A 23,419-nucleotide genomic window follows, 5' to 3' on the forward strand; every position below is an offset into this window, starting at 1 on the left:
CCAATCCACAGCATCCCTTACAGTGTAGCACAGCCCTTGGAGAGGGGCTCTAATAACTACTACTCTATAATACAAGGTGAGGGGACTACTATGCCTATTACAAGTGCAAACAAAACAACAAACAAAACCTCTCTCGCATTTGGAGACACCATGCAGGTGACGCTTTCCGTCACCGCGGAGCCAACGATCATCAGTGATCCGGTAAAGATCGCGCTTTTGCTGGATCGCTCCGGCAGCATGCGGGGGCAGGCACTGGAAAATCTGAAAGACGGTGCGCAGGACTTCGTTCGCATCATCGCGGAAAACACCGGCTCTCCGGACGGAAGCGAACTGCTGGGCGGCAGCGAGATCGGTGTGATCAGCTTTGCGGCGAGCGCCACGGTGGACAGCCCGCTGACCACTTCGGTGGCGCAGCTGGATGCCGCCATTGAGGCGCTGCAGGCACAGGGCAACACCAATCAGGCGGCTGCCTTCGGCCAGGCACAGGCTATGCTGGGTACGACTGGCCGCCGCATTTGTGTCATGTTCACCGACGGTGAACCCACGGTAGGTCCGGACCCTGCGCCCGTGGCGCAGGCGCTGCGGGAGAGCGGTGTGGAGATCTATTGCATTGGTCTTGTGGGAACGGACGGCATCAACGAGGAGACGCTGCGCGCATGGGCGTCCACTCCGTCCAGTAAATATGTGCGGGTTTCTCCCACACCGGCGGAGCTGGAGCAGCTGTTTAAAGATGTGGCAGAAGATATCTCCGAGCCGGGCGCGGAGAACATTTTGATTGAAGAGCTTGTCAGCGAAGGATTCGTGATTATCGATATCGCTGCACCGGAGTTCGGAACTGTGATGCAACTCTCGCCCCGCGCGCTGAACTGGCGCATCCCGGTGCTGGGGAAAACCGGCGAGCAAACGGCTTCGCTGACCTTTACCGTGCGGTATGAAGGAACCTTTACAGGGGTTATTCCCGTAAACGAAATCATTCGCTTTACCGATGACGCCCGTGAGGACGTGCGTTTCCCCGACCCTACTGTGGTGGTGGAAGGCGGAAGCCCGCAGCCCGAGCCCGATTGCGAGCCCATTGAGCTGTGCATGCCGGCCTGTGAAGAGCGCGTCAGCTGCGATCTGGGCGACATTGCACTGCACAACCAGGGGCGGATGCTTCAGCTTCGGATGACGCTGAAAAATGTGTGCCCCGGCAAGCGCGTAGCGGTGGGAATCATTCTGACGGAAGTGAACTGCTCCGGCATGGAAAAACAGCGGGGCTTCCAGGCAATCACCGTACCGGCTCATTTTGAGGAGAGCTGCATGGATATTGAAGTGGGGCCGGTAACGTTTATTCTGCCCGAGGACCCGGATGACGAGGGATGCGGACGGGGCACCTGCAAATCGCGCCGTATGAAGGTTTGCGTCATGGCGCATACCATTGACTGGACGGATGCCGAGAGCACAGCCGGGGAACCTTGTGTGCAATGATGCGCACTTTTAGCACGATCGGCTCTTTTTGCTGAAAAGGATTTGACACAGACTGTTTTTTGATATAATGAAAGTAGAAAATCGCACTCGTAAAAAATCAGCGAACAGGAGTGAATGATGATGATATTGAAAAACGGTCTTGTGTTTACGCAGGATGCTCGCTTTGAAGCTGCAGACGTGGAACTGGCGGACGGAAAAATCGTCCGGGTGGCACCGGCCGGCACACTGCACGGGGATGAAGAACTGGACGCAACGGGAAAATATGTGACTCCCGGTTTTGTGGATATTCACATCCACGGTTCCAAGGGTTCGGATTTCTGCGACGGTGGCGCCGAGCACATTGAAACCATGAGCGCGTACCTGGGCAGCGAAGGCGTGACCAGTTTCTGCGGCACCACCATGGCGTTTGATGAGCCGATCCTGACCTCCATTTTCGAAGTGGCAAAACCCTATGTGGGGAAGGAAACCGGCGGCGCTGTCCTGCGCGGCATCAACATGGAGGGCCCCTTCTTCTCCAAGAAGAAAAAAGGTGCTCAGGCCGAAAAGTACATTGTGGACCCGGATATCGACATGTTTGACCGTCTGTTTGAGGTCTCCGGTCAGAACATCAAGCTGATCGATGTGGCGCCTGAGCTGGACGGGGCTGTGCCGTTCATCGAGCAGGCCAGCAAAAAGTGCGTGGTCTCCATTGCGCACACTACGGCCAATTACGATCAGGCCAAAGCCGCCTTTGACGCCGGCGCAACACATGTGACCCACCTGTTTAACGCCATGCCGCCGTTTGCGCATCGTGACCCGGGCGTGGTGGGCGCTGCGTCGGACGACGCAGCGCACGTGGAGATGATCTCTGACGGAATCCATCTCCATCCGGCGGTAGTGCGCAGCGTGTTCAAGTGGTTCGGCGATGATCGCGTCTGCCTGATCAGCGATTCCATGCGCGCAGCGGGCATGCCCAACGGCGTATACTCTCTGGGCGGCCAGACCGTTTATATGACGGACGGTAAGGCGACGCTGGAAGACGGTACCATTGCCGGCAGCGCCACCTGCCTGGCAGAGTGCTTCCGCCGTGCGGTGAAATTCGGCGTGAAGCTGGAGAGCGCGCTGAAGGCTGCCACCATCAACCCGGCCAAGGCAATCGGCCTGTTTGAAGAGCTGGGCAGCATTACCGAGGGCAAGCGCGCCGATGTGCTGGTCCTGGACGAAACGCTGCATCCGGAGCACATCTTCATCGGCGGCGTCAAAACAAAATAAACGGCAAAACGCCTCCGCGTCCGCGCGGAGGCGCTTTTTGCTTGTACGCCGGCGTTTTTTCTGGTATACTCCTTGTTGCGGCGAAAGGTGGAATCGTATGAATTGCAAAGCAGCCATATTTGATATTGACGGCACGCTGCTGCCGGCGGGCGCGACGCGGCTGAGCAGGCGCACCGTCAGCGCGCTGCAGGCGCTGCAAAAGCGCGGAACGCTGGTAATTGTGGCTACGGGACGCGCGTTGTTTGCGGCGCAGGCGGTGATGGGCGGCTTTCGCCCCGATCTCTTCGCGGCGGCCAACGGAAACTGGATCGTAGATCGGACCGGTGCGCCGGTGCATGAAAACCGGATGACCGACGAGGAAATGTATGCGCTGGTAGATTATTGCGAAGACTATGAGATTCCGCTGGATTTCATTTTTGAGGATGGCTACCATGCCTATGTGGAGTACGAGGCCTTTGTCCGCTATGCGGAGCCGCACCAGAACAACCATCATTTTTTGCTGGATGGGGAAGATCAGGTGCGTCATCTGCAAAGTATGCCCTATGGGGCCAGTGCGCTGTTACAAGAATGTGATATCGCTGGTTTTCAGAAGAAATACGGTTATTTGGGGCTTCGTTTCGTCCCGTTCCACGGCATTCATCATGATATTTTGCGCCCCGGCACCAACAAGGCACGCGCGTTGGACAGCGTTCTGTCGGAACGGGGAATCGCATGGCAGCAGGTGGCGGCATTCGGAGATGGTCTGAACGATTTGGAACTGCTCCAAACGGCGGGAACGGCGGTGGCGATGGCCAACGGTGTTGCGCAGCTGCGCGCGGCAGCAGATCTGGTAGCGCCGGATGCAGCGCAGGATGGCGCAGCCAGAGTCATTGAAGAATTCTTTTTGTAAAGAGGGCGCAGAAATGTCGTTTGATCCGGTCTATACAGCCCGTTCGAACATTTTGATCGTAGGAACATGGCCGAGCCCCAAAAGCCGGGAGCAGGGCTTCTTTTACGGGCATCCTCAAAATCGATTTTGGCCGATGCTGGCGGCGCTTATGCATGCGCCGATACCGGAAACCATTGAGCAGAAAACGCGGCTTATCTGCGACAATGATCTGGCGCTTTGGGATACCATCGAAAGCTGTACTATCACGGGCGCGTCGGATGCAAGCATCCGTGATGTGGTGCCGACGGATCTTGCGTGGCTGTGTCGGCAGGCGCCGATCGAGCGGATTGTATGCAACGGTGCAACCGCCTACCGGTTGTGTGTGCAATATCACCATCTGCCGGGCGTTCAGGTGCTTCGTCTGCCGAGCACCAGCCCGGCCAATGCGGCCTGGTCCATGGAACGGCTGCTGGAGCAATGGGGGCCGGCGCTGACGCGAAGAGAAGAGGAGTGTGGAGAAGAATGAACTATCGTGTTTTGGCATTGGATTTGGACGGAACGCTGACCAACTCCCAAAAGGAGATCACTCCGGCCACGCTGACTGCATTGCAAAAAGCAATGGACAAAGGCGTAAAGGTGCTTTTGGCCAGCGGGCGGCCCGCAGTAGGTGTGTGGCCGCTGGCCCGGCAGCTGGAGCTGGACAAGCGCGGCGGCTACATTCTGGCGTACAATGGCGGCCAGATCATCGACTGTGCGACCGGGTGTACGCTGTTTCAGCAGCAGGTGCCCCGGCAGGTGGTGGCACCGCTGTGTGCCTTTGCCCGTGAAAACGGCATTGTGGCGTTGACATACAACGAGCGGGGCGTGGTCACGGAATGCCCCGAAGATCCATACGTTCAGCTGGAATGCCGCATCAATCATGTCCCGGCCATCGGTGTGAAGGACCTGGCAGAAGAAGTCACCTACCCGGTGACAAAGTTTTTGCTGACCGGCGAGGGCGACTATCTGGCCGGCCTTGTGCCTGTGGCGCAGGAGCGTTTCAAAGGTGTGCTGAACATTTTCCGTTCGGAGCCGTTTTTCATGGAGGCAACGCCGCCGGGTATTGAGAAGGGTGCGGCACTGGAGCGCCTTTTAAACCAGCTGGGGCTGAAAAGGGAACAGCTGATGGCCTGCGGAGACGGGCTGAACGACATGCCCATGCTGCAGTATGCGGGACTGGGCGTGGCCATGGCCAACGCGCAGCCGGAGGCCAAAGCAGCGGCTGACGCAATTACGCTGTCCAATGATGAAGACGGCGTCGCTGCGGCGGTGGAACGGTATCTTTTGAATGAATAAGCAAAAGGGCGGATGGAAATCCGCCCTTTTGCGTTGTCCAGCCCATGGCGCAGCAGAAAAAAGCGTGTTACAATAAAAACAGAGATGAATCCAAAAGGAGGAGTGTGCGCATGAAGATCACATTTATCGGAGCAACTCATGAAGTGACGGGAAGCTGTACTCTCGTGGAAGTTGGCCAGACGGTATTTCTGGTGGATTGTGGTATGGAACAGGGAGTCAACCGGTTTGAAAACGTACCTCTTCCGGTAGAGGCATCCCGCGTGGATTTTATCCTGCTGACCCACGCGCACATCGACCATTCCGGCCATTTGCCGCTGCTGTATAAAAAAGGGTTCCGCGGTACGGTGTACGCCACCGAGTCCACGGACAGCTTGTGCGAGATCATGCTGCGGGACAGTGCGCACATTCAGGAGAGCGAGGCCGAATGGAAAAACCGGAAATCACGCCGCGCCGGCCGGCAGGAGGTGGAGCCTCTTTACACGCTTGAAGACGCAGAAGGGGTTCTGAAACAGTTTCGGCCCTGCCCGTATGAAAAGCAGATTCAGGTTTCTGAAAATGTGTCCATTCGTTTTACAGACATCGGTCATCTGCTGGGGTCTTCCGCGATTGAAGTGTGGCTGACCGAAGGGGATGTTCAGAAAAAGATTGTGTTCAGCGGCGATGTGGGAAACATCAACCAGCCCATCATCAATGACCCGCAGCCTGTGCGCGAGGCGGATTATGTGGTTCTGGAATCCACATACGGCAATCGCCTGCACGGAGAACGCCCGGATTACATCGGTTCGCTGGCTGAAATTTTGCAGACGACCTTTGACCGGGGCGGAACAGTGGTCATTCCGTCTTTCGCCGTAGGGCGCACGCAGGAGATGCTTTATTTCATCCGGGAAATCAAGAAGAAAGGGCTCGTTCACGGGCACGATGGTTTCCCGGTGTATGTGGACAGTCCTTTGGCCAATGAGGCAACCGGAATTTTCATGCAGTGCCCGGCGGAGAATCTGGATGCAGAAACGCGCGCACTGCTGGAAAAGGGCGTCAATCCGCTGTGGTTTGACGGGTTGAAGATGAGCCTGTCCAAAGAGGATTCTCAGGCAATCAATCTGGACCTGGCGCCCAAGGTGATTCTGTCGGCAAGCGGTATGTGTGATGCGGGTCGTGTGCGTCATCATCTGAAACACAACCTCTGGCATGCGGAAAACACCATCCTGTTTGTGGGGTATCAGGCGGAAGGAACGCTGGGCCGTGCGCTGGTGGAAGGTGCTGAACATGTTCGGATTTTTGACGAAGAGATTGCGGTGAACGCCGAAATCCGGGTGCTGGCCGGTGTCAGCGGCCACGCGGACAAAAACGGCCTGATTCGTTGGCTTGGCAATTTTGAACCGAAACCGGCGCAGGTTTTCATCAACCATGGCGACGATGAAAGCTGTGTGGCGTTTGTTCGCTGCCTGTGTGAAGAACTGGGCTATGTGGCCATGGCGCCTTACAGCGGAACCTCTTACGACCTTGCCCGAGGGACTTTTGTGGTGCGCACCGAAGGTGTGGCGCGCCAGAAGGCGCCCGCTGGCAGGGATCCGCGTGCGCTGGCTGCTTTCAACGAGCTGATGACTGCTGTGAAAAAACTGGAACTGCTGGTGCAGGGCGCCGGCGGACGGCCCAACAAAGAGCTGAAACAGATGGCCAGACAGGCGGAAAAGCTGTACGAAGAGTGGAACGAAGCACGTTTGTAAAGAAAAAAGCTTCGGGTCGGATGGACCCGAAGCTTTTCTTTTTTATAAAGGAAGGGTGACACTGCGGCCGGTGGGCTGGTAGGGTTCATATTCAATGCCTACCAGATTAAACATGTGTTTGGATGCTTTGACCGAATCTGTGTCCGCGTACTTGTCGCTGTAATAAATCACTTTCGAGATCCCGCTCTGAATCAGCGCCTTGGCGCATTCGTTGCAAGGGAACAGCGTGGTATAAATGCGTGCGCCCCGCAGGCTTCCGGTTCCGGATGCATGGTTCAGAATTGCGTTTAATTCAGCGTGGCATACATACATGTATTTTGTCTTCAGAGGCTCGCCCTCGCGCTCCCAGGGCATATCGTCATCCAGGCAGCCAATGGGCATTCCGTTGTATCCCATGGAAAGAATTTTGTTATCCCGGCTCACAATACAGGCGCCAACCTGAGAGGAGTTGTCCTTGGAACGCTGAGCACTCAAAAGCGCGATGCCCATGAAGTATTCATCCCAGGAAATATAGTCTGTCCGTTTCACTGTCAGTCCCTCCTAATCGGTTCAAAGTAAAAATACATCCTCAGTATACCGCGTTTGCGACATATGGGCAAGTCCCGGCGGCAATGCAGGATCCGACCCTGTAAGATTTTTGCAAGAATTTCTTTTTGAAGAAGTAGGAAAGCTGAAAAAGAAGCGGCGTTTTGATTTGATACCATAAAGGCATCGAATCAAAGCGCCGCCTTTGTGCGCTGAAAGGAAGTTTTTGCAATGGAAAAAACGGTTGTAGCTGTTTTGTTTGGTGGATGTTCCACAGAGTATGAGGTTTCACTGCAGTCGGCCTTTGCTGTGCTGAACCATCTGGACGCACGCCGCTATGCGGCGCTGAGCGTGGGCATCACCCGGCAGGGTGAGTGGCTGTACTATCATGGCCCGTTGGAAAAAATTGCTGACGGAAGCTGGTGTGCCAACCGGCTGTTCTGCAGTCCCTGTACACTTTCTCTGAATCGGGGAGAGCACAAGCTGATTGTGGATGCGGACCATCGCATGAACTTTTCGTTTGATGTGCTTTTTCCGGTGCTTCACGGGAAAAACGGTGAGGACGGGACGGTGCAGGGACTGGCAGAACTGGCGGGAATTCCGCTGGTCGGATGCGGCACACTGGCAAGCGCGCTGTGTATGGACAAAGACCGTGCCCACAAACTGGCGGCGCTGGCGGGGATCGAAGTGCCGGCCAGCGCGGCGTTTGGGCGGGACGCTTCTTTTGCGGAAATCGAACGCGCGGCACTTCGAATCGGATGGCCCTTGTTTGTAAAGCCGGTTCGCTCCGGTTCTTCGTTCGGCATCACCCGTGTAAGCGGTCCGGATGGACTGCACCAGGCGGTAAACGCCGCGTTTGAGCACGATGACCGGATTTTGCTGGAGCAGGAAATAAAAGGGTTCGAGGTAGGCTGCGCGGTGATGGGAAATGAAACACTGTTCACCGGCCTTGTGGATGAAATTGAACTGTCTGGCGGATTCTTTGATTATGAGGAAAAATATACGCTGAAAACATCGCAGATCCACTGTCCGGCCCGGCTGTCAGAAGAAGATACCTGTCGGGTGCAGCAGGCAGCCAGAACGTTGTACCGGGCGCTGGGGTGCCGTGTGTTTGCCCGTGTGGATTTGTTCTTCACCCCGGACAAGCGAATCGTATTCAATGAAATCAATACGATCCCCGGTTTTACCGCACACAGTCGGTATCCCAATATGATGAAGGGCGCGGGAATCGAATTTGACGCTTTAGTAGGCAATCTGGTGGAACTGGGGCTGGAAAGATGAGACGGATGGTATTGCTGCGCGAACAGGTGCGGGAGGGCACGCTGCTGGTGGTCAACCGGCAGCATCCGCTGCGCTCTTCACAAAAAATCGAACTGATAAATGTGGGAAACGGCGTGCAGATGGAGCGGCATGCTGCCGCTGCTTTCAATGAGTGTGTCCGCCTGGTGGGCGGCCGGGAAACCATTGTTCCGGTGTCCGGATGGCGCAGTGCGCAGGAACAGAAAAAGATATGGGATGACACCATGCGCAAAGAAGGCGCCTGCTTCACCGAGAGTTATGTAGCTCATCCCGGCTGCAGCGAGCATCAGACCGGTCTGGCCATCGATCTGGGCAAAGCGGCGGAGTCCATTGATTTTATCCGTCCGGATTTTCCGCAGGAGGGAGTGTGCCGGGCTTTTCGCACGCAGTCGGTGCGCTGGGGATTTGTACAGCGATACCGCGCGCATAAGCGGCAGCAAACCGGAATTGCGGAAGAACCCTGGCATTTTCGTTATGTGGGAGCGCCCCATGCGCAGATTTTGGAGAGCCGGGATCTGTGCCTTGAGGAGTATTCAGATTTTTTGAAACAGGGACCGGTAAACCTTGAGCTCGGCGGCGTGCAGGCAACGGTATTTTACGTTCCGGAAAGCGGTGCGAAAACCGTGGCGGACGTGCCCGACGGCCTGGTACAAGTGTCCGGAGATAACTGCGGCGGCTTTATCCTGACCGTCTGGAGGTGGCGGGCATGAGCGAAAAAAAGTTCCCTGCACTGGATGCCTTTCGCATTCCGGCTGCGGTTTTGGTGATTGCGATTCACACGTCGCCTTTGGCTTCGGTCAGTGATTTGGGGGACTTCTGGTTTACCCGCGTGCTGGCCCGTGTAGCGGTTCCTTTTTTCTTCATGATAACGGGGCGCTTTCTGGGGCAGACGCCCCGGCGTTTCTGGCAGCGGACGCTGCTGCTCTATGCGGGTGCTGCACTGCTGTATCTGCCTTTAAACTGGTACGCGGGAACATTTTCAGCGTTGGATTGGATGCGAAAGTTCCTGCTGGAAGGAACCTTTTATCACTTGTGGTATTTTCCGGCAGTGCTGCTGGGGGTACCGCTGGTATGCCTGCTTCGCAAGCTGGGAACAATTCCGGCCTTTTGCGCAGCGGGGCTGCTGTATCTCATTGGCCTGGGCGGAGACAGTTATTACGGCTTTTTAGCTGATTTCCCGGCAGTCCATGCGTTTTACAAGGGTGTTTTCACGCTGTTTGGCTACACAAGAAACGGCCTGTTTTTCGCTCCGCTGTTCCTTTTGCTGGGCATGTTTTGCCCGAAGTTGAATCGAAAAACGGGAGCAGTCGGTTTTGTTGTTTCGCTGACTGCCATGAGCGTGGAAGCGCTGTGGCTGCACGGTTTGGGGGTACAGCGCCACGACAGTATGTATCTTCTCTTGCCGGTGTGCATGCTTTTTTTGTTCGGAACACTGCTTGCGTGGAACAGGGGGCAAAGTCGGCCGATGCGCACGTGCTCCATGTGGGTCTACATCATCCATCCCTGGTGCATTGTTGCGGTGCGCGGAGCGGCAAAACTGTGCGGTGTGCAAGTCCTTCTGGTAGAAAACAGCTTGGTTCATTTCAGCGCGGTTGCGCTTCTCAGCTTTGCAGGAGCAGTGTGCATGATGAGGCTGAAGCCGCGGTCGATTCCGTGCGGTGCGCGTGCCTGGAGGGAGATTGACGGGAAAGCGCTTGTGCACAACGTCTGCGCGTTGGAAGAGCAGGCGGGAAGTGCGGTGATGGCGGTGGTAAAAGCCGACGGATATGGTCACGGAGCTGTTTTGGTGGCAAGAACGCTGCAGAAAGCAGGAGTGACCGGATGGGCAGTGGCATGTCTGTCCGAAGGAATTGCGCTGCGCCGCGCAGGCATTCGGGGCCGCATTCTGATTTTGGGCTATACCGACCCCGCGCAGGCGCCTTTGCTGGCACGCTGGCGCCTGACGCAGACAGTGGTCGACGAAGCGCATGCGGCGGCACTTTCGGCTTCCGGATGGCCGGTGCGCGCACATCTGGCTTTGGATACGGGCATGCACCGGCTGGGGGTACCGGCGCAGGATCTTCCTGCCATACGCCGTATTTTTCACATGTCGGGGCTCCGGATAGAGGGGGTGTTTTCGCATCTCTGCGCTGCAGACGGAACGACAACGCCCGAGCAAATGTATACGGAACAGCAGACGAATTTGTTTTGGAAAACGATTCAGCAGCTTCGCAGAGAAGGAATCGATCCGGGCGAAGTGCACTTGCAGGCAAGTTACGGCATTTTGAATCAGCCGGCGATTTCCTGCTCCTGGGTGCGTGCCGGTATTGCATTGTACGGGGTTTACAGCGGAACGTTTGCCGGGAAAAATCCCGTGCCGCTGTGCCCGGTTTTAACACTGCGCGCCCGCGTAGCGACGGTTCGCTGTCTGCAGCCAGGTGATGTGGCGGGCTACGGCCTTGCATTTGAAGCAGAACGGAAAACGATTCTGGCGACAGTGACCATCGGCTACGCGGACGGGATCCCCCGCATTTTGCCCCAGCGGGGCGGCCGTGTTCTGGTACGGGGAGAATATGCGCCTATGGTGGGACGCTTGTGCATGGATCAAATGCTGGTGGATGTGACCGGAATCCCCGGCGTGTGTACCGGCGATGTGGTGACGCTGATCGGAAAGGACGGCGCAAAGGAGATTCGCGCGGAAGAACTGGCTTGCAGATGCGGCACCATCACCAACGAGATTCTCTCGGGGCTCAGTCCTCGGCTTGGTCTGTGCCTGAAAAAGAGAGGGCGGCATAAAATCCGGGCGAAAAGCTTATGATAGTAGCAGTGATCATGAGGAGGGATCGAGATGGAGTTGTCATTTCTGTCGGATTATTTGATTCCGGTTATCACAGGCATCTGTCTGTGCGTGGGAACTGTTCTGAAACGCTGGATCGCAGATACCGGCCACAAGTATATCCCTACGGTGTGCGCGGTGCTGGGGGCGGTGCTGGCGGTATGGATGGGCAGAGAACTCTCTCCGCTGGTGCTGCTGCAGGGAATGTTCAGCGGTCTGGCCGCTACCGGTCTGCATCAGGCATTTCACCAGGTGTTGAAAGAGACATTTCAAAAACAAGGCGAAGTCTTGACAAAAAATTGACGATTTCCTCTTCCGCTTTTCTGTAAGGGACGGTATAATACTTATCATTGAAGCAAACGCTTCGAAACCATCCTTGACAGAGGAGGCATTTTTTTGAAACATTGGAAGAGCAAAGCGGCGGCGCTGGTGGTGGCGTTGTTCGCTGTTTATGTGTTGCTCAATCACATGAACCTGAACCCGCTGTATCCCGAAGCGGCATTCGCATACTGTGTGCTTTTTACACTTTTGTTCGCGATTTTTACAGTGGACAAAATCGGTCGGTTTGTCATGCAGCAGGGGACAGGCGGCGTTCGAATCTCGTTCGTGCGCCACGCACAGTTCCGCCGCTGGCCATTTGTGATCGTGGGCATCCTGTGGGGCGCGTTTGCGCTGGTAAGCATCGGTTCATCTGTTCTTTTTCAGGTGAATGCGTTCCGTGATCAGATGCCGGAACTGAAAGAAATGAATTTTGCCGAAGATTTCGACACAGTGGACGTCAGCCAACTTCCCATTGTGGATGAGGAGATGGCCAAAAAGCTGGCGGATAAAAAGCTGGGCGAGCGGCCCAGCTTGGGCAGCCAGGTAGTGTTGGGAGAACCGACACTGCAGCAGGTGAACGGCGAGCTTCTGTGGGCTGTGCCGACGTATCATTCCGGGCTGTTCAAATGGCTGACCAATATGAGCGGAACGCCGGGTTATGTGACGGTGTCGGCCACCAATCCACAGGATGTGGAGTACGTGGATGGGTACAGCATCAAATACCAGCCGGGCGCATATCTGTGGCAGAACCTTCTGTTCTATGCCCGCTTCACTGCGGCGCCTTTTACCGGACTGACTGACTACAGCTTTGAGCTGGACGACACCGGGCGGCCGTATTGGGTTATTACCACCTACCGGTATCTGCGGGGATTCTCGCTTCCGGAGGCGACCGGCGCGGTGGTGCTTGACTGTGCCACCGGCGAGAGTGAAACATATGCCATCGATCAGCTGCCGGAATGGGTGGACCGTGTTCAGCCCGAGGACTTTATCATGACGCAGCTGAACAACAAAGGCGAGTATGTGCACGGATATTTGAACTTCAGCGACAAGGACAAATACCGGACTTCGCCCGGCCAGACGATCATTTACAACGACGGAAGATGTTATCTGTTCACTGGCCTGACCAGCGTTGGCGCGGACGAGAGCGCCATCGGGTTTGTAATGGTGGACATGGTGACCAAAGAACCGCGTTTGTATCGAATCAGCGGCGCTACGGAAATGGCGGCGCAGCAGTCGGCACAGGGCAAGGTGCAGCAGTACGGTTACCAGGCTGCTTTCCCGTTGATCGTGAATATGAACGGTGTGCCGACTTATTTTATGACGCTGAAGGACACCGAGGGACTGATCAAGCAGTATGCCTACGTGTCGGTTGAGGATTATCAGACCGTGGCGGTGGGCGAGAGCATCAGCGAGGCGCGGCTCAATTATGAAAAAGCCATTCAGTCCAGCCCGGCCGGTCAGCTGGTGGGCAATGTCAGTACCGAGAAGGAGCAGCTGACGGGAACGGTGCTTCGCATCGGCAGCGAGTACAACCCGACGGGAACTGCTTATTATCTGGTGCTGGCCGAAGAGCCGCAGCTTTTGTTCAGCGTACAGGGAAGTCTTTCCGACGAGCTTGCGCTGACAAGAGAGGGCGATCAGGTGAAAGTGGAATACTATCCCCGCGAGAGCGCCACACAGGAATTGACAGGGTTTGACAATCTGGAATTTGAGCAAAGCATTCCGGCGGCATGAAAACAGGGGCCTTCTGCAATGGCAGAAGGCCCCTGTTATTTTAAAAGGAAAGATCGTAGTTGATGGGAGAATAAAAAGCGGTTTCCAGTTCGTTCCAGGAAGAGATTTTTCCGCCCAGAATCCACATCAGCTTGGTGTATGCAGCTTCCAGCGTCATATCCCGGGTCTCCAGGAAGGGAACACGGTTGTGGACCCGGCGCCCCACTTCGTAGGTGTCCACGGCACTGCCCTCATAGGTGACCTGTGTGGTGATCACCAGAACTTTTTTGTGCGGTTCATAGCGTGCAAGTTCGGAGCACAACGGGTCCAGAATGCTGTCTGGCAGACCGCCCACTCCAAAGCTTTCCACCAAAATGCAGTCGTACAGGCGGACAATCAGCGGGATGATATCCGGCGAAATGCCCGGAGTCAGCTTCAGCAAAAACAGGCGTGGATTCAGCTGATCGTAGAACCGCACCGGCCCCGAAGCAGGACAGGGCGGTACATAATAGATGACCCGGTCGTTCTGAATGCGGGCCAGGGCAGGAAAGTTGATGCTGGAAAAAGCGTTGTAACTGAAACTGGATGTCTTTTTGGCACGGGTCCCGACGATCAGATTTCCGTCAAAGACAAGATTTACACCTTTGGTGCGCTCGTCCAAGGCAAAAAGAATGCTGTCACGAAGATTCTTTTTGGCGTCAGTGATTTCCAGAAGGATCGAGCGCTGTGCGCCAGTGATCAAAATGGGCTTTTGCGCATCCTGAACCAGGTAGGAAAGCGCCGCGGCCGTATAGGCCATGGTGTCTGTTCCGTGGCAGATCAGAAATGCATCACAGTCGTCATAGCGGTCACGAATGGCCCGGACGATCATCTGCCAGTGAGCAGGGGTGATGTTGGTGCTGTCCAGACTGCAGAGCGCCTGACATTCCAGTTCGCACACGTCCCGAAATTCTGTGATGTAGCTTTGCAGTTCGTCCGGGCTGAGCACGGGTGAAAGTCCGTTTTCCGTAGGTCCCGAAGCGATGGTGCCGCCGGTGGTCAGCATAAGGATTTTCTTTTTTTTCATGTTTTGTCCTCCACGCCCTCCAGGTTGAAAGAAGGCGTATATTCTTCTTTGGCGCTGCTTTTTTCCTGCATATAGCCCTGGGTCAGACCCAGTTCCACTGCAAGATTCACCGCCTGCCGGTATTCATAGGTGGAGATGCGACGGTTCAGCGCCTTATGCTCTCGTGCCTTGTAGAAAGGCGTGTACTGGCTCATGAGACTGGTCAGAAATCCGCCCTTAGGCAGTTCCGTCGCCATGAACTCCAGCACGGCACGGGTGTCGGCCATTGCGCCGGGAAGTGCAAGATGGCGCACGATCACACCTCTTTTTAAAAGACCGTTCTCCATCACAGGCGGCCCGGCCATCCGGCACATGGTTCGCGCTGCCGCAGACGCCACTTCAAAATAGTCCGGTGCACCGGAGTATTCTGCACTGAGAGCGGAAGAAACGTATTTGATGTCCGTGAGCCAGATGTCCACCACGTCTTTCAGCGCATGCAGCGCTTCGGCGGTTTCGTACCCGCCGGTGTTGTACACGATGGGAATGGTCAGGCCCGGTCCGGCCAGATTCAGCGCTTCCAGCACCCAGGGCAGATAGTGCCCTGCAGTGACCAGGTTGATGTTGTGCGCCCCCTGTTCCTGCAGGCGAAGAAAAATATCCGCCAATGTCCGGGTGGAGACTTCACGCCCGAAATTTTGCGCGCTGATGGTAAAGTTTTGGCAGTAACAGCATTTCAGCGGGCAGCCGGAAAAGAACACGGTCCCGGATCCGCGGGTGCCGGAAATGCAGGGCTCTTCCCAAAAATGAAGCGCCGCGCGGGCAAGGCGCACCTGCCGTCCGCCGCCGCAGACTCCCAGGGCCTGGGTGCGGTCCGCACCGCAGGCGCGGGGGCAAAGTGTGCAATGAGTGGGGATTTGCATGAAAAGGCTCCTTTGTGTGCGCGGCGAACAGGCGCGCGGGTTTTCTGCTCTAAGTGTATCATAAAATCACGCGATGTGGTACAATAAGAACATTATAAAATCAAAAAGGAGTGGTATCATGCCACAAAGGGATTATCAGCGACTGGGCGGATGGCTTTTGTTCTTTACCGTTACTCTGAGCTTCGGCTTGGGAATGAACGTGATCTCTCTTTTGCAGATACTCACTTCGGGTGTGCAGCTGGACCCTGTGGGAACGACGCTGACCGTGGCCTGCATGGTGGCGCAGGGCGCGCTGATTTATCAGGTGGTGGGCAGGCGTCCGTCCTACTGGCAGGTTTTGATTGTTCTGGTGGTGCTGTTGACGATTCTGGACCTGTTCCTTCTGATTCGCATGGAAGATCCGATTGTTTTTGTACCGACCGTTTTTCTGGATATTCTTCGCAATGTGATTTGGCTTTTGTATTTTCGGCGCTCCCGGCGGGTCGCTGTTTATTTCGGGAAAAACAATGGCTTTGGAATGAGCGGCGGGGCACGTGTCTGCCCTCGCTGCGGAAATCCGGTCAGCGAGGACGCGCTGTTCTGCGGCCGGTGCGGAAGCCCTCTTCGCTGAAAGGAGAAAGAGCATGGATACACCACAGCAGAAGTTTCTGAAGCTGCTGGCTCGAGATTATCCGACCACAGCGGCTGCCACACAGGAAATTATCAACCTGCAGGCCATTTTGAAACTCCCGAAACCCACCGAACATTTTATGAGTGACCTTCACGGGGAGTACGAGGCGTTCACACACATTCTTTCCAGTGCCTCGGGGGTCATTCGGGAAAAGGTGGACCGGGTTCTGGGAGATCGGCTTTCTGCACAGGAGAGGGCGGAATTTGCCACCCTTATTTATTATCCGGCGCAGAAGCTTGCACAGCTGAAGCCAGCGCAGAAAGACTTAAATGAATTTTACCGCCAGACACTTTATCGGTTGATTGATGTCTGCCGGCTGATGAGCTCCAAATATACGCGCAGCTATGTCCGCAAGCGCCTGCCGCAAGGGTTTTCTTATATTATCGACGAACTGCTTCACGCGCATTTTGAAGATCACGATAAGGATCTCTATTACGGGCGGATCCTGTCGGCCATCATCGACAATGGCCGGGCGGATGCGTTTATTACGGCAATGTGCGAATTGATTCGCCGCCTTGCCGTACACAAACTGCATATTGTAGGAGATATTTTCGACCGCGGCGCACGTCCGGATATCATTTTGGACGAATTGATGGCCCATCATGCCGTGGATATTCAATGGGGAAACCATGACGTGGAGTGGATGGGGGCCGCCGCGGGCAGCGCTGTCTGCATTGCCAGTGTCATTCATGTGTCGCTCAGTTACAACAATCTGGAAACGCTGGAAGACGGCTACGGCTTGAATTTGCGTCCGTTGGCACTGTTTGCCGAGGAAGTTTACCGGCATACGGATGTGTCTGCTTTTTGGCCCAAGCTGGTCAATGACGGTGGATATTCCGCCGAAGACCTTGCGCGTGTGGCACGCATGCACAAAGCGATCGCGGTCATTTTGTGCAAGCTGGAGTGCCAGGTGGTGCGAAGAAATCCGGATTTTGGAATGCTGGATCGCGCACTGCTGGAAAAAGTGAATTTTGTCACGCAGACAGTGGAAGTGGACGGAAAGGTTTACCGAATGCGCGACTGCGATTTCCCCACAGTGGACCCGGCCCATCCCTCTCGGCTGACCCAGGGAGAACAGGAAGTGATGGACAAGCTGTGCCAGAGCTTTACGGAAAGCGAGCGCCTGGCGCGGCATGTGCGGTTCCTGTATGCCAACGGCAGCGTGTATAAAATCGAAAACCACAACCTTCTGTTCCATGGAGCCATTCCTTTTGATGAAAACGGGCAGCTTGCAAAAGTCTTTATGGATGGCCAAACCTATTGCGGAAGAGAATTTATGGATTACTGCGAGCGGATGGCCCGGCAGGGGTATTTTGCTCCGCCGGGCAGCGAAGCACGCCGAAAAGGACAGGACTTTTTGTGGTACCTGTGGTGCGGTCGCCGGTCGCCCATTTTCGGGCGTTATAAAATGGCGAATTTTGAGCATTTCTTTCTGGACGAAGAAGAAAGTTATGCGGAACAAAAAGATCCGTATTATTATTGGGTGGAAAACGACGATACAGCAGTGGCTGAGGCGGCGGTTTTGCGCATTTTTGAGAATTTCGGGCTGGACCCTGCCCACGGGCACATTGTAAACGGACATGTGCCGGTGCGGGCGAAAAACGGCGAAAAGCCCGTAAAAGCGGGCGGGCGGCTGATTGTGATCGACGGCGGATTCTGCAAGGCCTATCACAAGCGTACCGGTATCGCGGGGTACACATTGGTTTTTTCCAGCCGGGGACTGTCGCTGCGCAGTCACGGGTCCTTTGAAACCACGCAGAAGGCCATTCGCGAAAATGCAGACATTCTCTCCACAGTAAACGTATTTGAGACCAGCGAGCGGCGTGTTTATGTGGAAGACACCGATGAGGGCCTGCGCCTTCAGGACCAGATCGAGGATCTGAAGCGGCTGGTGGCCGCCTATGCGGACGGCACATTGAAAGAACAGGAGTAAATGGACAATGGAACATCATATGAATGAAACAGAACGTCCGGGCTCTCCGCTTCCATTTGTCGGATGTGAAAACGTTCGGGAACTGGGCGGTTACCGTACCCAGGACGGCAGAAAAGTAAAGCACGGTGTGTTTTTTCGCGGTCCGGCACTGTGTGATATCCGCCTGCCGGAAGACCGTGCCTTGTTTGCGAGTCTGGGAATTCGAACTGTGCTGGACCTGCGCTCGGAAAGCGAACGGCGGAACGCACCGGATCCGGTTTTGGAAGGGGTCGAGTACATCAGTCGTTCGGCGCTGCGCGATGCACAGGGGCGGGACGTGGATTTCGACATTGAAGCAATTTTTGCCGGCGGGGAACAGACCGTGTCCGAAATGCTTCGTGAAGTGGACGGCGGCTATGCGCATATGCCCTTTCAGAACAGCGCCTATGTGGAGCTGTTCCGGATTCTTTCAGAACAAAAGGTCCCCGTTTATTTTCACTGCAGCGCGGGAAAAGACCGAACCGGTATCGGTGCGGCACTGATTCTGCTTGCGCTGGGAGTGGACCGGGAAACGGTCATTCAGGATTATCTGGTCACCAACACTTGCCGCCCGAAATCGCGCCATCAGGTGGAACAGTTGCTGAAACGTTTCTTTTCGCCGGAACGCGCGAAGGAGCTGGCGGCGGTAACAGCAGGCGTGCAGCGCCAGAGTATGGAACGGGCGCTGGGCACCATTGCGCAAAAATACCCGCGTTTTGAAGATTATCTCGCTGCCGAATGCGGCGTGAATGCAGATACCTTGCAAAGAATTCGAACATTGTATTTGGAGTAAAAAGGAGTGGATGATAATGGCGACACCTCACAACGCGGCAAATCCCGGGGACTTTGCCAGCACCGTTCTTATGCCGGGCGATCCTCTTCGGGCAAAGTTTATCGCGGAAAACTTTTTGCAGGCACCTCGTCTGGTGACGCAGGTGCGCGGAATGCTGGGCTACACGGGCACGTATGAAGGTGTGCCTGTTTCGGTGATGGGTTCCGGAATGGGGATGCCATCCATCGGTATCTATTCCTGGGAGCTGTTCGCTCAATACGGCGTGGAAAACATCATTCGCGTAGGGTCTGCCGGGGCCTATGCTGCCGAGGCGAAGATTTTTGATGTGGTGCTGGCGACAGCCGCCTATTCCGAGTCCAGTTATGCGCAGACGCAAAACGGAACAGCAGGCGATACCATGATCCCTTCGCCTGTTCTGAATCAGCGTCTGCGTGCCAGTGCCAAAAAACTGGGGATTCCGCTTTTGGAAGGCGTGATCCATTCCAGTGATGTGTTCTATCGGGATGCAGATGACCCGGATTATTGGAAAAAGCTGCGCAGAGAAAAAGGGTGCCTGGCCGTGGAGATGGAGAGCTTTGCACTGTTTCACAATGCCCGCGTCACGGGAAAAAACGCTGCTTGTGTGCTGACTATTTCCGACAGCTTTGTTTCTCATGAAGAAACGACGCCGGTTCAGCGGGAACAGAGTTTCACACAGATGATGAAGCTGGCGCTGGGCAGTGTGCTGGAGGATGAGCAATGAAGGTGGATGAGCAGGCGTTGATCCGTGCGGCGCTTGCTGCGCGAAACAATGCATACGCACCCTATTCCGGCTTTCGGGTGGGGGCGGCACTTTTGGCAGAAGACGGAACGATCTACACCGGATGCAATGTGGAGTGCGCCAGTTTCTCTGCGACAAACTGCGCCGAGCGAACGGCGTTGTTTAAGGCGGTCAGTGAAGGACGCCGTTCTTTTCGGGCACTTGCGGTCGTGGGCGGAAAGGAAGATTGGGCGGACGCACAGCCCTCTCCCTGCGGAGTGTGCCGCCAGGCTCTGTACGAGTTTTGCCAAGAAGATCTTCTGGTGCTTCTGGCACGGGACGAAGAGCATTTTACGCGCTGTACATTGGGACAGCTGCTTCCACTGGGATTTGGACCCGAAAAAGTTCGCTGATTGCCACTGGTCACAAAAAAGTGGCCGGGATTGCAATCTTTTTGTAATTTTGTTATACTATCTGTAGTTGCCTCCGCCCGACGTGGCGGGTGTTTTGATTTTGCCGCGCTGCCCAAAACGCGGAAAAGGAGCTGACGCTATGAAAAAACTGCTGGCATGCGTGCTGGCCATTGCTTTGGCGATGACGGTTCTGGCGGGCTGCGGGTCCCAGAAAGCGGAGTTGGCACTTGTCACTGACGGCGGTGAAGTGACAGATCAGGGATTCAATCAGGGCGCATGGGAAGGCCTGGTAAAATACGCCGAGGAAATGAGCATTTCCAAACTTTCATACAAACCGGTGGAGAGAACCACGCAGGCTTATTCGGACGCCATTGACCTGGCCGTAAAAGGCGGGGCAATGGTGGTCGTTGCGGTGGGGTATGAAATGAAAGATGCGGTGGCCGCCGCACAGGCGCAATATCCGAATGTGGTCTTTATCCTTTTGGACGGGGACCCGTTTGATGGCACCGAAGCTGCTTCGGATGCACAAAACGCCGTGGGCGTGGTTTTTGCCGAAGAACAGGCAGGGTTCCTGGCGGGGTATGCCGCGGTAAAAGAGGGAATGACGCAGCTCGGCTTTTTGGGTGGAAAGGCGCAGCCCGGCATTGTGCGTTATGGCTATGGGTTTGTTCAGGGCGCGGAATATGCTGCGCAGCAGATGGGAATGGCAGCCGGGTCTGTCACTGTTCAGTATGCGTATACAGGCAGTTTTGAGGAAAGCAATGACACGCAGTCTCTGGCGGCCGGCTGGTACGGAGCAGGCACCGAATGCATTTTTGCCTGCGGAGGAACCATGACGCAGTCCGTCATCAAGGCAGCGGAAAATGTCGGAGCAAAAGTGATCGGGGCGGATGTAGACTGGTCTGCGCAGTCCGATGTGATTTTGAGCAGTGCAACCAAAAATTTGAGCACGGCAGTTTACAATATGATTGCTGCTGCTTACGATGAGCAGCTGCAGGGCGGTCAGACAATGGTTTACGATGCGTCGAACAACGGCGTGCAGCTTTCCATGGAGACTTCTAAATTCGATACATTCACGCAAAAGGACTACGATGCGGTTTATGCCGCTCTGGCGAATAATACAGGAAATATCGCCACAGGGATCGTGAAGGATACCAACGGGGAAGGCAATCCCGTTGCGGTCACGGAACTTCCGCTGTCGGCAGTGGTCCTGCAGCAGGTCGGATGACAAAAACCGGCGGTATTTTCAGGCTGTGCCTGAACCGCCGGTTCTTTTATAATTGCGAGGGGGAAAGAATGATGAACGCAGAGGAATTGTTTAAAAAAGTAGATCATACGCTGCTCAAACCGGAGGCAACTTGGGAGCAGATCCAAAATTTGTGCGATGAGGCAGTCCGGTTTCACACCGCATCGGTGTGCATCAATCCGTGCTATGTCCGGCAGGCCTGTGACTATTTGCAGGGACGTGTACCGGTGTGCACGGTGATTGGTTTTCCCTTGGGAGCCACCACGACACAGGCCAAAATCGCCGAGGCCCAGCAGGCGTTGGCAGACGGGTGCAGCGAATTTGACATGGTGATCAACATCGGCCGCCTGAAAATGGGTGACATTGACTATGTGCGAAATGAGATCCGAGCTTTGAAACAGGCGGTCGGAGAACATACGCTCAAAGTGATCGTGGAAACCTGCCTTTTGACAGAAGAAGAAAAGGGCGTTATGTGCGACGTAGTATGCGAGGCAGGCGCAGACTACATAAAAACGTCCACCGGTTTTTCCACAGGCGGAGCCACTTTCGCGGACATTGCACTGTTTGCAGAGAAAGTGCGCGGGCGCTGCAAGATCAAGGCGGCAGGCGGAATTCGTACGCGCGAGGATATGGAACGGTTCGTTGCGTTGGGGGCGGACAGGCTCGGAACGTCCAGTGCGATTCGAATTCTTGGCGCTGGCCCGTCATAAAGGCGAAAATGTTGTAAAAAAATTAACAAATGCCGCTGTATTTTGTGCTATAATAAAATTTAATATAGATTGATTTAGAAGAGGATGAGAGGAAAGGAAGGCGATCAGAATGCCCATCGACAAGAGCATCGATTATTCTGCAATTACACCCGAAATTCAGGCGTTGAGCAAGCAATGCCAGGAGCACGGCCGGATCGATCCGGAACTGTACACCAAGTATGACGTGAAGCGCGGCCTGCGGGATTTGAACGGAAACGGCGTGCTGACCGGCCTTACGGAAATCAGCGAGATCATGGCGTTCAAAGTGGTGGATGGCGTTAAGACTCCCTGTGAAGGAAAGCTGTTTTACCGCGGTGTAGACGTAGAGGAGATCGTTCGCGGGTTTATCAAGGAAAAACGGTTTGGTTTTGAAGAAACCGTATATCTGCTGCTGTTTGGAACGCTGCCCACCAAAGAACAGCTGGAAGAATTCACAAAACAGCTGGAGTTTTACCGTTCGCTTCCCACCAACTTTGTGCGGGATATCATCATGAAAGCGCCCAGCGCAGACATGATGAACACCTTGGCGCGCAGTGTGCTGACGCTGTACAGCTACGATTCACGCGCCAACGACAACAGCATCGATAATGTGCTGAGGCAAAGTCTGCAGCTGATTGCACTGTTCCCCATGCTGTCAGTATACAGCTATCAGGCGTACAATCATTATGTGAAGGATGCCAGCCTGTACATTCACAATCCGCAGCCGGAGCTCTCCACGGCGGAGAACATTCTCTACACGTTGCGTCCGGACTCCAAGTACACCGAGCTTGAGGCAAGAATTCTTGATCTGGCACTGGTGCTGCATGCAGAACACGGCGGCGGCAATAACTCCACATTCACCACCCATGTGGTCACCTCTTCGGGTACGGACACCTATTCCACCATCGCTGCGGCGTTGGGAAGCCTGAAGGGACCCAAGCACGGCGGCGCGAACATCAAGGTGGTGCAGATGTTCGAGGATATGAAGGCAACTGTCACAGATTGGAAGGACGAAGAGCAGATTGAAGCTTATCTGCGCGCTTTGCTTCATAAAGAGGCTTTTGACAAGGCTGGCCTGATTTATGGAATGGGCCATGCGGTCTACTCGCTCAGCGATCCCCGTGCCAATGTGTTCCGCCATTTCGTAGAAGATCTGGCCAATGCCAAGCAGCGCCACGAAGAATACGAACTGTATGCCGCGGTGGAGCGGCTGGCACCGAAAGTGATTGGGGAAGAGCGGCGCATTTACAAAGGCGTGGCGGCCAACATTGACTTCTACAGCGGCTTTGTGTATAGTATGCTGGACCTTCCGCTGGAACTGTATACTCCGATTTTTGCCATCAGCCGTATTGCCGGCTGGAGCGCGCATCGCATTGAAGAGCTGATCAATGCAGGAAAAATCATCCGTCCGGCTTATATGAATGTGTCCGAACGGGTTGAATACGTGCCTTTGGCCCAGCGCGGATAAAGTTTGGATACAGAATGCTGGTATGCTATTGTCATGCCAGCATTTCTTTCTTTTACAGCGTTTGAAAGAAAATCGAAGATTGTCGCGTATTATAAGTAGAAAGACGCTCTTGGAAAGGGGATGTGTCG

Annotated in this window: 22 protein-coding genes; 19 read left to right on the top strand and 3 right to left on the bottom strand. The window is 55.1% G+C overall.

Annotated features, from left to right (window positions below):
- Positions 1–150: 150 nt before the first annotated feature.
- The 6 genes from WMO24_RS01235 (at position 151) to WMO24_RS01260 (ending at position 6,645) form a co-directional block, all read left to right on the top strand.
- Positions 151–1,467: a vWA domain-containing protein gene (locus WMO24_RS01235; RefSeq protein ID WP_349214299.1), complete on the top strand. Its 1,317-nt coding sequence runs from the start codon at positions 151–153 to the stop codon at positions 1,465–1,467.
- Positions 1,468–1,581: 114 nt separating this feature from the next.
- Entirely contained in the window at positions 1,582–2,718 is a 1,137-nt protein-coding gene (gene nagA, locus WMO24_RS01240) for an N-acetylglucosamine-6-phosphate deacetylase (RefSeq protein WP_349214300.1), read from the top strand.
- A gap of 97 nt (positions 2,719–2,815) precedes the next feature.
- Positions 2,816–3,607: an HAD family hydrolase gene (locus WMO24_RS01245; protein ID WP_349214301.1), complete on the top strand. Its 792-nt coding sequence runs from the start codon at positions 2,816–2,818 to the stop codon at positions 3,605–3,607.
- A 13-nt stretch (positions 3,608–3,620) separates the two neighbouring features.
- Positions 3,621–4,112, top strand: coding sequence for a DNA-deoxyinosine glycosylase (locus WMO24_RS01250; protein ID WP_349214302.1), 492 nt, complete (start codon positions 3,621–3,623; stop codon positions 4,110–4,112).
- Complete coding sequence (locus WMO24_RS01255; RefSeq protein WP_349214304.1) at positions 4,109–4,921, top strand: Cof-type HAD-IIB family hydrolase; 813 nt, start codon at positions 4,109–4,111, stop codon at positions 4,919–4,921. Before WMO24_RS01250 ends, WMO24_RS01255 begins: the two co-directional genes overlap by 4 nt.
- A gap of 110 nt (positions 4,922–5,031) precedes the next feature.
- The gene (locus WMO24_RS01260) at positions 5,032–6,645 is read left to right on the top strand and encodes an MBL fold metallo-hydrolase RNA specificity domain-containing protein (RefSeq protein ID WP_349214305.1); all 1,614 of its coding nucleotides are present in this window, start codon (positions 5,032–5,034) and stop codon (positions 6,643–6,645) included.
- A 42-nt stretch (positions 6,646–6,687) separates the two neighbouring features.
- Here WMO24_RS01260 and WMO24_RS01265 read toward each other — a convergent pair whose 3' ends face one another.
- Positions 6,688–7,173, bottom strand: a complete 486-nt coding sequence (locus tag WMO24_RS01265) for a deoxycytidylate deaminase (RefSeq protein ID WP_349214307.1) — start codon at positions 7,171–7,173, stop codon at positions 6,688–6,690.
- A 228-nt stretch (positions 7,174–7,401) separates the two neighbouring features.
- Between WMO24_RS01265 and vanG the strand changes: the two genes are divergently transcribed.
- The 5 genes from vanG (at position 7,402) to WMO24_RS01290 (ending at position 13,339) form a co-directional block, all read left to right on the top strand.
- Entirely contained in the window at positions 7,402–8,451 is a 1,050-nt protein-coding gene (gene vanG, locus WMO24_RS01270) for a D-alanine--D-serine ligase VanG (RefSeq protein WP_349214308.1), read from the top strand.
- 5 nt (positions 8,452–8,456) lie between these two features.
- Positions 8,457–9,179, top strand: coding sequence for a D-alanyl-D-alanine carboxypeptidase family protein (locus tag WMO24_RS01275; protein ID WP_349214309.1), 723 nt, complete (start codon positions 8,457–8,459; stop codon positions 9,177–9,179).
- Positions 9,176–11,266, top strand: a complete 2,091-nt coding sequence (vanT, locus tag WMO24_RS01280) for a serine racemase VanT catalytic subunit (RefSeq protein WP_349214311.1) — start codon at positions 9,176–9,178, stop codon at positions 11,264–11,266. The genes WMO24_RS01275 and vanT overlap by 4 nt, the downstream gene beginning before the upstream one ends.
- 30 nt (positions 11,267–11,296) lie before the next feature.
- Entirely contained in the window at positions 11,297–11,587 is a 291-nt protein-coding gene (locus tag WMO24_RS01285; protein WP_349214313.1) for a phage holin family protein, read from the top strand.
- Between the two features lie 93 nt (positions 11,588–11,680).
- Positions 11,681–13,339 (top strand): hypothetical protein, encoded by a 1,659-nt coding sequence (locus tag WMO24_RS01290; protein ID WP_349214314.1) that lies wholly within the window; start codon positions 11,681–11,683, stop codon positions 13,337–13,339.
- A gap of 40 nt (positions 13,340–13,379) precedes the next feature.
- Here WMO24_RS01290 and WMO24_RS01295 read toward each other — a convergent pair whose 3' ends face one another.
- Both WMO24_RS01295 and WMO24_RS01300 read right to left on the bottom strand, forming a co-directional pair.
- On the bottom strand, positions 13,380–14,384 hold the full coding sequence (locus tag WMO24_RS01295; RefSeq protein WP_349214316.1) for an asparaginase: 1,005 nt from the start codon (positions 14,382–14,384) through the stop codon (positions 13,380–13,382).
- On the bottom strand, positions 14,381–15,283 hold the full coding sequence (locus WMO24_RS01300) for a radical SAM protein (protein ID WP_349214317.1): 903 nt from the start codon (positions 15,281–15,283) through the stop codon (positions 14,381–14,383). The genes WMO24_RS01295 and WMO24_RS01300 overlap by 4 nt, the downstream gene beginning before the upstream one ends.
- Positions 15,284–15,401: 118 nt before the next feature.
- Between WMO24_RS01300 and WMO24_RS01305 the strand changes: the two genes are divergently transcribed.
- The 8 genes from WMO24_RS01305 (at position 15,402) to WMO24_RS01340 (ending at position 23,291) form a co-directional block, all read left to right on the top strand.
- Positions 15,402–15,893 carry a zinc ribbon domain-containing protein gene (locus WMO24_RS01305; protein ID WP_349214319.1) on the top strand — a complete coding sequence of 164 codons (492 nt, stop codon included), beginning with the start codon at positions 15,402–15,404 and terminating at the stop codon, positions 15,891–15,893.
- A gap of 13 nt (positions 15,894–15,906) precedes the next feature.
- Positions 15,907–17,886 (top strand): fructose-1,6-bisphosphatase, encoded by a 1,980-nt coding sequence (locus WMO24_RS01310; protein ID WP_349214321.1) that lies wholly within the window; start codon positions 15,907–15,909, stop codon positions 17,884–17,886.
- 7 nt (positions 17,887–17,893) lie between these two features.
- Positions 17,894–18,697 carry a tyrosine-protein phosphatase gene (locus WMO24_RS01315; RefSeq protein WP_349214322.1) on the top strand — a complete coding sequence of 268 codons (804 nt, stop codon included), beginning with the start codon at positions 17,894–17,896 and terminating at the stop codon, positions 18,695–18,697.
- A 16-nt stretch (positions 18,698–18,713) separates the two neighbouring features.
- Positions 18,714–19,439, top strand: coding sequence for a purine-nucleoside phosphorylase (gene deoD, locus WMO24_RS01320; RefSeq protein ID WP_349214324.1), 726 nt, complete (start codon positions 18,714–18,716; stop codon positions 19,437–19,439).
- Positions 19,436–19,849 carry a cytidine deaminase gene (locus WMO24_RS01325; protein ID WP_349214326.1) on the top strand — a complete coding sequence of 138 codons (414 nt, stop codon included), beginning with the start codon at positions 19,436–19,438 and terminating at the stop codon, positions 19,847–19,849. The genes deoD and WMO24_RS01325 overlap by 4 nt, the downstream gene beginning before the upstream one ends.
- Positions 19,850–19,988: 139 nt before the next feature.
- The gene (locus WMO24_RS01330) at positions 19,989–21,077 is read left to right on the top strand and encodes a BMP family lipoprotein (RefSeq protein ID WP_349214327.1); all 1,089 of its coding nucleotides are present in this window, start codon (positions 19,989–19,991) and stop codon (positions 21,075–21,077) included.
- A 71-nt stretch (positions 21,078–21,148) separates the two neighbouring features.
- The gene (gene deoC / locus WMO24_RS01335; RefSeq protein WP_349214342.1) at positions 21,149–21,805 is read left to right on the top strand and encodes a deoxyribose-phosphate aldolase; all 657 of its coding nucleotides are present in this window, start codon (positions 21,149–21,151) and stop codon (positions 21,803–21,805) included.
- Positions 21,806–21,914: 109 nt separating this feature from the next.
- On the top strand, positions 21,915–23,291 hold the full coding sequence (locus WMO24_RS01340) for a citrate/2-methylcitrate synthase (RefSeq protein ID WP_349214329.1): 1,377 nt from the start codon (positions 21,915–21,917) through the stop codon (positions 23,289–23,291).
- Positions 23,292–23,419 lie beyond the last annotated feature (128 nt).

Origin of the sequence: Ruthenibacterium intestinale (assembly GCF_040096265.1) — a bacterium.
GTDB lineage: Bacteria > Bacillota > Clostridia > Oscillospirales > Ruminococcaceae > Ruthenibacterium > Ruthenibacterium komagatae.